Source organism: Alkalimonas sp. (assembly GCF_020831925.1).
In the GTDB taxonomy this organism is placed as follows: Bacteria; Pseudomonadota; Gammaproteobacteria; order Enterobacterales; family Alteromonadaceae; genus Alkalimonas.
This window is the reverse complement of sequence record NZ_JAFIFQ010000042.1, coordinates 14,963-27,492: the sequence shown is the minus strand read 5'-3', so window position 1 is coordinate 27,492 and position 12,530 is coordinate 14,963. Positions and strand designations below refer to the sequence as shown.

Genomic DNA, 12,530 nt, shown 5'->3' with positions numbered 1-12,530 from the left:
GCGACCTTGCCAAGGTCGAGGTCACGAGTTCGAACCTCGTTACTCGCTCCAAATTTCAAGAAAAAAAGCAGCCTGATGGCTGCTTTTTTTGCTTTGATAATTTCATCGGGCAGAGCCCTGATGGCTTCCCGCTTCGCCATGCCGTTTTAATTGCGATCTTTGAATGTCGTAAATTTATCGTAAAAATATTAATTTAATTCTTTCCATTGCTTCTATAAAAAATCTGACGCATTTGCCGTCCGTGTTATACAACCAATGAGCAAAAGGAGATCGTTATGGGTTATCCACACGTTAAAATTCACGATTCAACCAGTTTCAACATTAAAGGCAAGGTTCGTTATATGAGTGTGTTTTGCTCGGATGATGACTTTACCGCTACGCCATCAACCACCTGGCAAGCAAGTAGTCGCGGGGTCTGTTTGCTAACGGAAATCACGGCCACGGTTATTACACCGCAAGGTAATATTGAAGCAACGCCTTATAAATCATCAGGTACATCGTACAGTGAGTTTGCTGTAATTTCGCGAGGTGGTAATAATTTTGCGGTGACCCGGGTCGTCACGGCTACCGATGAACCTTTACCAGAAGATTATGTTGAGCCAACAACGCAACAAAAGTGATCGGCATAGGGTATAACACTAATGAAGCTCACCTGCCAATGGCTGGTGAGCTTTACGATTTAAAACCCGAAAATCAGCTCCACCAGCCAATAGCAAAACAGTGTAATCACGGCAATCGCCATAATATTCAGCGCAAAGCCGGCTTTGACCATATCGATGATTTTCAGCTTGCCGGATGCAAACACAATGGCGTTCGGTGGGGTTGCCACCGGCATCATAAAGGCGCAACTGGCAGCTAACGCTGCGGGTACTACCAGCATGGCGACACTGGTATCCAGCGCCAGAGCAACCGGCCCCAGTAACGGTAAAAATCCTGCGGCGGTGGCGGTATTGCTGGTCACCTCGGTCAGGAACACGATGATGGTGGTGACCAGCAATACCAACAACAGGATGCTGATACCATCCAGGCCGCCAACCTGCAGGGCGATAAAATCGGCCAGGCCGGATTTTTGAATTTGCCCGGCCAGTGCCAGCCCACCGCCAAAGAGTAGCAGGATGCCCCATGGCAGTTTCTTGGTGTCCTCCCATTGCAGGATACGCTGGCCGCTGCGCCAATTCACCGGCACGATAAACAGCAGGCAGGCTGCTATGATGGCGATAATGGTGTCATCCAGAGGCCAGCCGGTGCGGCTTTGCACATATTCCCGCGAGATCCAGCCAACGGCTGCAAATAAAAAGATCGCCAGCACCCGCTTTTCACCACCGGTCATAGGGCCAAGTTGTTGCAGTTCATCGCGGTACAAATTTTTGGTATCGCTGAGTGCCACTTTATCCAGTTGATAAGCCAGTTTGGTCAGCCAAAACCAGCACATCACCAGCAATAACGTAGCAATAGGCACACCTATCAGCATCCAGCGGGCGAAGCCAATCTGAATGTCGTAATTGCTTTGCAGATAAGCCGCTAGCAGCGCATTGGGTGGAGTACCAATCAGGGTGGCAACGCCACCAATGCTGGCGGAATACGCTATGGCGAGCATCACGGCGGTATCAAAACCCGAGTTGTCTTTCGTTTGGTTTTGTTGCAGGGCCAACACAGACAGGGCAATGGGTAGCATCATCACCGAGGTAGCCGTATTGGACATCCACATCGATAAAAAGGCGGTGACAAACATCAGGCCTGCCACTTGTTGGCTGGGCTTGCTGCCGACAATCAACATGACATGAAGAGCAATGCGTTTATGCAGTTGCCAGCGTTCCATGGCAATGGAGAGTAGAAAGCCACCGAGGAATAAGAAAATCAGTGGGTGCGCGTAAGGGGCCGTAACGGCGCCCAAGGAGTCTAGTCCAAGCAAGGGTACCAGAATAATGGGAAGTAAGGACGTTACAGGAATTGGGACGGCTTCGCTGATCCACCATATAGCCATCCACAGCGTAAGCGCTGCCATAAACCAGGCATGCTGGCTCATGCCGGCAAAAGGCACCTCCATGCTGCTTAACAGCACAAAGCTGAGTGGGCCAGCCAGCAAGGCAAACAGGTAGGTCGGTTTTTTCAAAGCCATGGAATAAATGTCGTCTGAAAGCGCTTGGTCTTTAGTCTAAGGCTATGCCAGCTACACTGCAATAATGCTATAGTGACAAACAAATTTTTTGCTGATTTTGCAGGGTGTATCCATGAACTTTCCTTTACAGACGTTGTTTCCAGCAGCTAGCCGTCTGATGTACGGTTGCATGCAGCTTGGCGGCAATTGGGATAGCAGCAGCCTTAGTCGTGAGCAACATCAACGTGCTTTTGCGGCGCTTGATGCTGCCATTGAGGCTGGTATCAACTGCTTTGATCATGCCGATATTTATACGCTGGGAAAATCAGAACAGGTGTTTGGCGATTATTTACGTCAAGCCGCCATCCCGCGTGAGCAACTCTTTATTCAAAGCAAATGTGGTATCCGGCTGGCAACCGCTACCGAGCCCGGCTATTACGACTTTTCCGCCGGGCATATCCGACAAAGTGTCGAGGCTTCATTGCAGCGCCTTGGCTGCGACTATCTGGATTTGTTGCTGTTGCACCGGCCGGATCCGCTGATGCAACCTGCGGAAGTAGCTGCAGTCTTTTCCGAGCTATATCAGCAAGGCAAGGTACGGGCTTTCGGTGTCTCTAATATGGCCTGGCCGCAGCTGCAGTTGCTGCAACAAGCACTGGATATGCCATTGGTTGCTAATCAGCTGGAAATGAGTCTGGCCAATTACCATTGGTTGGAAGAGGGGATCTTGACAGGGATGCCGGCTGGAAGCGATTGCCATTTCTCAGCTGGCACTGTCGAGTATTGTCAGTTGCACCGCATCCAGCTGCAGGCCTGGGGCAGTTTGGCGCAAGGAGTATTTAGTGGTGGCCGCTTTCCGCGCAACGATGCTGAGAAAGCAACAGCCCGCTTGGTACAGCAGCTGGCTGGCGAGTATCAAAAGCCAGCAGAGGCCATTGTCTTGGCCTGGCTCATGCGCCATCCGTCCGCGATTCAGCCGGTGATAGGTTCTTGCTCAGTTAGGCGGATCCAAGCCTGTCAGCAAGCAACCAAGGTCGAACTCAGCCGAGCGCACTGGTATGCACTTTATACTTCGATTCGAGCTGCTGCTTTGCCCTAAAAGTAATGCAATGAATCCAGCTGACTTGAAAAGCTATGCCATACTTTCAACCATGATGGTGCAATTCAAACCCACTATGCCAATTGCCAATGGAGAAGTGCCTGCATGCTGACACGATGGTTTTTCGTGCTATCAAGCCTGTTGTTTTTTTTGCTGCTCCAGATGATGACACTGGCTTTTGCCTCACCACAGCAGGCAGTGCAGGGCCCCATTTTGTACAGTCAGTACCATCAACGGCGATGGAATACGGTGGATGGTATGCCGCAGGTTTCTGCGCTCAGTATGGTACAGGATAATGATGGGTACCTCTGGGTGGCGACGGAAGGTGGGCTGGCCCGCTTTGATGGCTATCGTTTCACGGTGTTTGATGGCCAGAGCTCGCCGCTGTTTTTGAACCCATTGCTGCGGACTGTGTATTACAGCAGTGATGGCTCCTTATGGGTAGGCAGTTCCAGCCGACTGATCCAGTTCAAGGATGATGAGTTTCACGAGTTCTTTCATCAGCAGCAGTCGTTGGGAAGCATTGAAGCGATTGCAGAATTTGATGGCATCCTATATGCCGGCGGCCAGTCGTTGCACCAGATTGCTTTGCCTGAGCATCAAACAACAGCCATTAAACATGAATCCGGGCCAATCACGGCGATGCTAAGTACCCCGGAGCGCTTGTGGATCGCACACACCGACTCACTGGCTTATATCGAGCATGGTCACTACCATCATTACCCTGTATCTGGTTTATTACCACAACAACAATTACTTCACTTAGCCTGGCATGATGAGCAATTGTTGATTGGCACCAGCAAAGGCCTGTATCAATTGCATGAAAGCGGATACTTTAGCCCTTACTTGATTAATGGCGAAACGATCACTGAACCGGTACAGATGCTGTATCAGGATCAGCAGCAGATGCTTTGGTTGGCTCTGTCGCAGCAATTGTGGCAAGTACAGCGTGGCCAGTTGCTTGAAAAGGTAACCGAGCTTGATAACAATACTAGGCCCTGGTTTGTAGCAGCTTTTGAAGATAAGGACGGCCAACTGTGGCTGGGAAGCCGAACCCATGGCTTGCAGCGATTGCGTTACGATGGTACTCGGAATTATGGCGTTGAAGCTGGTTTAGCCGAGCCTTACATCTGGGCATTACTGGATAGCGATGAAGGTTTGTTAGTAGGAGGGAACAGCGGATTATATCAGTGGAATGGCGACGTCTTTCGCAGCACTGATTTAGCCGATCGATTACCTAATCCTGTCGTTTACACCCTGATGCAGGATCGTGACCGAAATCTCTGGCTAGGTACCAGGCGTGGCATGGTCACAGTAGATCAGCACGGCCAGTTGGTCAGGCAGTATCCGTTGTTGGATCACTTACAAATCAATGGCATCTTGCAAGATGCCGGCGGTGATGTCTGGGTGGCAACCTTTAACGGTCTGTTTCGCTGGGATGGTCAGCAACTGCATGATGAAACCAAAGCCTTAGGCATTCAGAACCTACGTATCCGGATGATTTTTATCGACCGTCAGCAGCGACTCTGGATTGCGACAGCCGAGGGACTCTATCGATACAGTGAAGGCCACACTGAAAATTTTGCCGATGATAAGCTGCTAAGCAGTACCTATATTTCGTATATTGGTCAGTTGCAGGATGATCGCATTATTATTGGTACCTTTCAAACAGGGATTGCGGTCGAGTCTGGTGATGGTTGGTACTGGCTAAGTGCGATGCAATTACCAGCCCCTTCGGTTTTATTCATTGGGCAGCATCAGCAGCAACTCTATGTCTCAAGTTTTAATGGGGTCTATCAGTTGGCGCTTGATTCACTGGTGCCTGCTAGCCAAGTGCAAACCCGTGTGTTGATCGATGACTTTGGTTTGGAGTCCAATGTTGATGGTGTCCGCTGCTGTAATGGAGCCGGCAACAATAAAGGCGTGTTGCAGGGCCGTCAGCTTTTCTTACCGAGCTTAAATGGCTTAGTGGTATTGGAAGTGCAGTCAGATATTCAGGATGCAAGGCTTCCTGTACCAAGAATTGAAGGCGTCGACATTGAAGGAGAGTGGTTTAGCCAGCCACCGGCGAAGCTACCTCTTGGCAGTCGCAATCTGCGTTTTCAATACACAGCCCCTTGGTTTTATCGCAACAGCGCTTTGCGTTTTCGTTACCGCCTGCAAGGGTATGATGCAACTTGGACGGAGGTGGTTGAGCGTCGTGAGGCGTTTTATACCAACCTGCCAGCCGGTGATTATCACTTTGAGCTTCAGGTCAGGCTGAGTGACCAAAGCCAGTGGAGCGAAACAGCCCGACTTAGTTTAAACATTCCGTCTTTTTGGTATGAACAATGGTGGGCTCGTCTGTTGATTGGGGTGCTGCTGCTCAGCGCCGTATTGCTGGTCTATCGTTACCGGCTACGATCGCTTGAACATGCCCGGCACGAATTGAGCCGAAAGGTGGCTGAGCGGACAGAGGAGCTGAATCGTGCCAACCAGCAATTGGCCGCAGCCAATGAGCGATTGCAACAAGCCAGTGTAACCGATGCCCTGACGGGGCTGTACAATCGGCGTTATTTAAATCAGGTGATTGAGCACATACTGGCACGCAGCGTGCGCAAACAGGAAGGTTTTTATTGCCTGTTGCTGGACATCGATAACTTCAAACTACTCAATGATCAACTTGGCCATAGCGCTGGCGATAATGTGTTGATTGCCATGGCAGAGCTGTTGAGTCTGCAGGTACGTAGTTCAGATCATTTGGTGCGTTGGGGCGGTGAAGAGTTTTTGATTTTGTTGGATCTGACCGACTCTGTGCACGACTTTATGCAGCGTTTAATGCAAGCCATAGCGGATTACTCCTGGCCACATCAGTCGGAGTTAACCGCTCCCATCAGTTGTTCCATTGGGGTTTGTTTCCATCCTCCGGGCAGCTGGAGCTGGAGCACCAGCCTGATTTTAGCGGATAAAGCCATGTACATTGTGAAGCAATACGGCAAGTCGGGTTGGTTGCAACTGACACCAAAACCCGATGCACCGGCAGAGCTGGTAGGTAAAGTTGTAACGCTAAGTCCGGAGCAACTGCTGCAAAGTGGCTGGTTTGATTATCGTGGCTCAGCGGATACATTGGCTCGGCTCAAAGCCAAGAAAAAGAAAAAGACCATCGAATTGTAACGATGGTCTTTGGAGATAGTACCGCTTTAGTCTTTTTGCTTCTCTTTTTTCGCACCTTGTTGATTAAGCGAGATAACCCGGGTTTTGCTGATTTTGTGCCGGTAAATTTCCCGCAGGTACTTAATGGCTTTTTTCACACTGTCGCGTGATAAGCGGATATCATTGATGGAGATAAACTTATCCTTGCTGTGGATCAGTTCGCGGTATTTTTTCTCGTACATTGGCTTGATGGCGTACCAGTTGGTATCGAGAATTTTCGCTGGGTTTTCAAACTCATTAAGCATGGCATCGACCCGGTCTTCATCAAATTCTTCACTGCGAATAAACTCCAACATGGCTTCATCGAGCTGTTCATCAAAGCGGTAGCTGTCTTTGGCAAAGCAGCGCTTGATATAAGCGACGATAAGAGTCAGGAAGTCATCACTCAAACAAGGACTTTTTACGATCAGGGTGGTCAGTGAAATATTCGCCGAAGCACCAATGACTAAAGCGTAGCGCTTTAAGGTGGTATTTGGGAATAGGTTGTTCAGATGCGACTTCAGCTTGTTCAGGTCCATGTACGACAGCTTGTAGTCTTTTGGCAATGAAACGATAGACACCACCGAGGAACAATTTTTGAAAAAGTGCAGGTCTTTCAGTTCTGTCGCATCGTAGCCATTTTTCTGGTAGCTGGCCAGGGTGGCACGGTAGCGCTCGGACTCGATGGGCAGTAAGCTGATACCTTCGATGGCTTGAGTGACCTTGTTAAAGTGTGGCAGGTCAATGGAGCGGAAAAACAAGTCATCGATATTCAGTCCACTGGCTTGTTGCTTATCGAATAGCTTCAACTTCTCCTGGCCTGCACCCTCGGTTGGGATCACCGATTCTGCATAGGCGACGGCAACCGGTCCGGCCAGACTCATAAAGAGATCATTGGCATCGAGCCGGATGGTTTCACCAATATCGATCCCGGCCCTACGGAAGTAGTTTTCATCGTAATCGGTGGTGACTGCCTGAGCGGTCAGGATATTAAAAATCTGCTGAGAAATGTATTGATTGGCATACTTCTCCATAGCATTGACATCGATATGCTGGATGTCGCCATCGTCGGTTTCCTCAGCGTAACGCATGATGTCATTTGAAATCAGCATCATGGCGTTCCAGGGGCGAATGCGGTGCATTACGCTGGCGTCGCTGCTGTCTTCATGATCAAAGTTGTACGAAAAATCCCATTCTTCTGCCAGGTATTTACAAAGCAGACGACCGGCATTGATGTGCAGCGCTTCGGACATTTCAACGCCATGATCAGAGATGTTCGGTAGGATGCAAATACCGCTGGTGAAAATGGGTTCGAATACAAAGGAGTGCCCACGATTCTCTTCATTCTCTGGCAAGGTTCGGGTATCGAAGGTTTTGCTCATATAGGCGTATTGTTGGGCCAGGCCAAACTCAGATGCCATGCCTGAGCCAGTACCACCACCAGCACTAAAAATATAAAAGTACAGCCTGGATTGGTTGGCTTTGATGCCGCAGGAGTCAATTAAATAGGAGTGTATAAACTTCCAGTCGGCATTGGAAAAGCGCTGAGTATCTTTATTCAGGATGATTTTTGCCAAATACTGACCCAGGATAGGGGCATTACCAGCACCACCAGCATGCACTTCAGACAAGTCCATAATTTTCATCTTGGTGTAATCGTGCAAAAAGCCACTGGACTCACCCTTATTGGAAAAACGGATGCGGCCTTCAATGTCTTTGTCCAAGTCACCAAGCATCACCAAAGGCTCAATCAGAAACACCGGCTTTAAAGCATTCGATGGCTTTAAGTGCAGACTGCGCTTAATCCAGCGCATGGGGCGGTATTCCTGCTCACGGTTTTGTTTTTCTTCGTTATTAAATTCATTCAGGTAAAAATTGCGGGCATTGTAGACCAGTGAAGCGACATCCAGAGCAATGTTTGAGCCACAGCGACCAAGGCCAATCAAACAAACCGATGGGAAGTGTTGCTGTTTAGGGGCACTGATTTCATGCTCTACACCACTGGTAGGGAATACCGTTTGTCGCAGGGCATCCAGGTTCGCCAAAATGCGATTCAGGTCACGCTCGGTAAAGTACATGTAACGCTCACCGCCAAAAGCAATGCTCGGTGGCTGTGCTTTATTGCCTGGGGCTGGTCGTACTGCAATCACCTCATCATTCAGGTCTTCCTGCTTTGTTTCTGGTTGAGTGGTCGGTGTTTTCGTTGCCATAGCGCATCATCCTGCATCGGTTTTTTAATACAACTGTGCACTAAAAGTAGACGCTTTTTCAGTTGAATACAATGCTTAACCAGCACTGAACCAGCTGAAAAAATAACCCCAAACGGCAAGTCGCAGTTTTTAACTGCCGGAGCCAGAGCTGTAGCAATGTCTGCAGAGATACTGGCAAAAAAAGGGAGCGCACGGCTCCCTGAAATGAATTTACATATTCGGGTAGTTCGGGCCTCCCGGTCCCTCTGGGGTCACCCAGGTGATGTTTTGCGCCGGATCTTTGATGTCACAGGTTTTGCAGTGAATGCAGTTCTGCGCATTGATTTGAAAACGCGCGCTGCCATCAGCATCCTCAATAACTTCATAGACGCCAGCCGGGCAGTAACGCTGCGCTGGCTCAGCAAAGCGAGGCAGGTTCTGGCTGATTGGGATACCAGCGTCATTTAGTTTCAGGTGGCATGGCTGCTTTTCTTCATGGTTGGTGTTGGACAAATACACCGACGATAATCGATCGAAACTCAACACATTATCTGGTTTAGGGTAAGCGATCACCGGGCAGTCACTGGCTGGTTTGAGTTGTGCATGATCCTGCGACTCGTCTTTTAGTGTCCAGGGTAATTTGCCAGCAAACCAATTTTGTTCAATGGTGTTGTAGGCTCCGCCCCAGAAGGTACCAAATTTATGCATGGCCGGGCCAAAGTTGCGTGAGCGGTACAGCTCGTCGTACAACCAGCTTTGCTCAAAACGTTGCTGATGCTGGGTTAAATCCTGGCCGCCTTCATCGCCACTTTGCAGGGCTGCAAAAATGGTTTCAGCAGCCAACATACCGGACTTCATTGCGGTATGGTTGCCTTTGATTTTGGCAAAATTCAGCGTGCCGGCCTCACAACCAGCTAAAAGACCACCCGGAAAGCTCATTTTGGGCAGGCTGTTTAAACCACCTTTAGCGATGGCTCGGGCACCATAGCTAACGCGCTTACCGCCTTCGAGATACTGTTTCATCACGGGGTGTTGTTTAAAGCGTTGAAACTCTTCAAACGGACTTAAATGCGGGTTGCTGTAATTTAAATCGATGATCAGGCCAACCAGGATTTGCTGGTTTTCAGCATGGTACAGGTAACCGCCGCCACTGGTGTCTTTATCCAGCGGCCAGCCAGCGCTGTGGACCACCAGGCCAGGGTGGTGCTTGGATGCATCCACGTCCCATATTTCTTTAAAGCCAATGGCGTAATGCTGTGGAGAGCAGCCTTTATCCAGCGCAAATTGTTGCAGCAGCTGTTTGCCAAGATGACCACGGCAACCTTCGGCGAAGATGGTGTATTTGGCACGCAGTTCCATGCCTGGCTCAAAGCTGTCTTTTGGGCTGCCGTCAACATCCAGCCCCATATCACCGGTGATAATGCCTTTGACCACACCGTCTTCAACAATCAGCTCAGATGCCGGGAATCCCGGGAATATTTCTACGCCCAATTGCTCGGCTTGCTCAGCTAACCAGCGGCAGACATTGCCCATGGAAACAATGTAATTGCCGCTATTGTGCATGGTTTTCGGCACCGCAAAGCCAGGCAGTTTTTTGGCCTGAGTCTCTGATTGCAGCAGGTAGATGTCGTCGTGCACTACGGGTGTATTCAGAGGTGCTCCCAGTGACTGCCAGTCGGGCAATAGTTCTTGCAAGGCTCTCGTTTCAAACACGGCACCCGATAAAATGTGCGCGCCCACTTCGGAGCCTTTTTCGACCACACAAACCATCAGCTCCTGCTGGGCTTGCTGCGCCTGTTGCATCAAGCGGATAGCGGCCGCTAAACCTGCCGGGCCTGCGCCTACTATGACTACGTCAAACTCCATCGATTCTCTTTGCACGTCCACAGCTGACCTCTTCGTTGTTGTATTTGTCCTGCAGGGAAACAAAGGAATACCTCGTTGCAGGCACTGTTACCCTGATCTTTATCAAATTCGCGCCGGTTTCATTGCGCCTGCCACTCGTCTGCAAGTGTAGTGGATGTTATTATTTACAGCGAATTCAGTACGAAACCGTCCGTAAAGCCTATTGCAGGTTGACGTTAACGTCAACAGGAAGTAGATTGTGAGCCTGTTCTGCTGGATAAGTTTACCTTCACGTCAACCAAGCTGCCAGTAGCAGTTGGCTGTTTCCCCTGTGTAATGTGAGGAATCTATGAAAATATTAGTGCCGGTCAAACGGGTTATCGATTACAACGTCAAAGTGCGGGTTAAAGCCGACCAAACTGGTGTGGATTTAACCAACGTGAAAATGGCACTGAATCCGTTTTGTGAAATTGCCGTCGAAGAAGCTGTGCGGTTAAAAGAAGCGGGCAAGGCGACCGAAGTGGTAGTAGTTTCTATTGGCAGCAAAGCCGTGCAAGAGCAACTGCGTACCGCCCTGGCACTGGGAGCTGATCGCGCCATTCACCTGGAAACCGATATCGAGCTGGATTCACTGCAAGTTGCCAAGCTGTTGCACAAGCTGATGGATAAAGAGCAGCCTGGGTTGGTGGTTATCGGTAAGCAGGCGATTGACTCTGACAACAACCAGACCGGTCAGATGTTGGCGGCACTGGCAGGCATTGGACAGGGTACCTTCGCCTCCAAAGTCGAGCTGACTGCAGATAATAAAGTTCAGGTGACTCGTGAAGTGGATGGTGGTCTGCAAACCGTCGAGCTAAGCCTGCCGGCGGTGGTTAGTACCGATTTGCGCCTGAATGAGCCACGCTATGCGTCCTTACCCAATATTATGAAAGCCAAGCGCAAACCTCTGGATGTGATCGCGGCGGAAGAACTGGGCGTGGAACTGGTTTCCAAGGTCAAGGTACTGAAGGTTGCAGCACCGGCTGGTCGTACAGGTGGCATCACTGTTGAGTCGGTGGCGGAGCTGGTAGACAAATTAAAGAATGAAGCAAAGGTGATCCAATGAGCATCCTGATTATTGCAGAGCATAACAATCAACTGTTAAAGCCAGAAACTCATAAAACGGTGCAGGCTGCGCAGCAAATGGGCGGTGATATTCATGTGTTGGTGGCTGGCGCAGGTTGTCAGGTGGTTGCTGAGCAAGCGGCAAAATTGACCGGTGTCAGTAAGGTGTTAGTGGCCGATAACCCAGCCTATGCGCATCAACTGGCTGAAAATCTGGCTGCTTTGGTGCTGGAACTGGCTTCAGGCTACAGTCATATTCTGGCTGCTGCTACCACCACCGGCAAGAACTTCCTGCCGCGCGTGGCAGCCTTGCTGGATGTAGCGCAAATTTCCGATATCATTGCGGTTGAGTCAGCCGATACCTTTGTTCGTCCTATTTATGCCGGTAATGCCATTGCGACGGTGCAATCGGACGATACAGTCAAGGTTATTACCGTGCGTAGTTCAGCCTTTGATGCGGTTGCCGAAGATGGTGCGGCAACCATTGAGGCTGTTGATGTGGTGAAAGATCTGGCGGTTTCTTCCTTTGTAAAAGATGAACTGACAGTGTCTGAGCGTCCAGAACTCACAGCTGCCAGGGTGGTGATCTCCGGTGGTCGTGGTATGCAAAATGGTGAAAACTTTAAATTGTTGGACGGCATTGCCGACAAGTTGGGGGCTGCTATTGGCGCCTCCAGGGCTGCTGTCGATGCTGGCTTTGTACCGAACGATATGCAAGTGGGCCAAACCGGTAAAATCGTGGCACCAGACTTATACATCGCGGTTGGGATTTCCGGTGCCATCCAACATCTGGCCGGCATGAAAGATTCCAAGGTCATTGTCGCCATCAATAAAGATGCTGAAGCGCCTATCTTCCAAGTGGCGGATTACGGCTTGGTCGCTGATCTCTTTACCGTTCTCCCTGAGCTCGAAGCTCAACTCTAAGTTCGTTTCGGCAGGTACAAATCCACTTGTACCTGCCGCTATACCTCATTATTCTATGTTGAATGACTGCTGCATGGTGCCTTGTTGCGCTTTTTATACC

General features: G+C 49.9%; 9 protein-coding genes. 6 read left to right on the top strand and 3 right to left on the bottom strand.

Annotation, left to right across the window (positions count from 1 at the left end; all coding sequences use genetic code 11):
• Both JJU14_RS12610 and JJU14_RS12605 read left to right on the top strand, forming a co-directional pair.
• Positions 1–197: hypothetical protein (locus JJU14_RS12610; protein ID WP_228614046.1), on the top strand; the 197-nt coding region annotated here is incomplete at its 5' end.
• Between the two features lie 78 nt (positions 198–275).
• On the top strand, positions 276–620 hold the full coding sequence (locus JJU14_RS12605; RefSeq protein ID WP_228614045.1) for a hypothetical protein: 345 nt from the start codon (positions 276–278) through the stop codon (positions 618–620).
• A 59-nt stretch (positions 621–679) separates the two neighbouring features.
• Here JJU14_RS12605 and JJU14_RS12600 read toward each other — a convergent pair whose 3' ends face one another.
• Positions 680–2,119 (bottom strand): DASS family sodium-coupled anion symporter, encoded by a 1,440-nt coding sequence (locus tag JJU14_RS12600; protein WP_228614044.1) that lies wholly within the window; start codon positions 2,117–2,119, stop codon positions 680–682.
• A 112-nt stretch (positions 2,120–2,231) separates the two neighbouring features.
• Between JJU14_RS12600 and JJU14_RS12595 the strand changes: the two genes are divergently transcribed.
• A complete protein-coding gene (locus JJU14_RS12595; RefSeq protein WP_228614043.1) occupies positions 2,232–3,197 on the top strand; it encodes an aldo/keto reductase family oxidoreductase in 966 nt (321 codons plus the stop codon).
• A 105-nt stretch (positions 3,198–3,302) separates the two neighbouring features.
• Positions 3,303–6,350, top strand: coding sequence for a diguanylate cyclase (locus JJU14_RS12590; protein ID WP_228614042.1), 3,048 nt, complete (start codon positions 3,303–3,305; stop codon positions 6,348–6,350).
• A gap of 26 nt (positions 6,351–6,376) precedes the next feature.
• Here JJU14_RS12590 and JJU14_RS12585 read toward each other — a convergent pair whose 3' ends face one another.
• Both JJU14_RS12585 and JJU14_RS12580 read right to left on the bottom strand, forming a co-directional pair.
• Positions 6,377–8,578: a hypothetical protein gene (locus JJU14_RS12585; protein ID WP_228614041.1), complete on the bottom strand. Its 2,202-nt coding sequence runs from the start codon at positions 8,576–8,578 to the stop codon at positions 6,377–6,379.
• A gap of 210 nt (positions 8,579–8,788) precedes the next feature.
• Entirely contained in the window at positions 8,789–10,423 is a 1,635-nt protein-coding gene (locus JJU14_RS12580; RefSeq protein WP_228614040.1) for an electron transfer flavoprotein-ubiquinone oxidoreductase, read from the bottom strand.
• 328 nt (positions 10,424–10,751) lie between these two features.
• On the opposite strand from JJU14_RS12580, the gene JJU14_RS12575 reads away from it, so the two are divergent.
• A complete protein-coding gene (locus JJU14_RS12575; RefSeq protein ID WP_228614038.1) occupies positions 10,752–11,507 on the top strand; it encodes an electron transfer flavoprotein subunit beta/FixA family protein in 756 nt (251 codons plus the stop codon).
• The gene (locus JJU14_RS12570; protein ID WP_228614037.1) at positions 11,504–12,430 is read left to right on the top strand and encodes an FAD-binding protein; all 927 of its coding nucleotides are present in this window, start codon (positions 11,504–11,506) and stop codon (positions 12,428–12,430) included. The genes JJU14_RS12575 and JJU14_RS12570 overlap by 4 nt, the downstream gene beginning before the upstream one ends.
• Positions 12,431–12,530 lie beyond the last annotated feature (100 nt).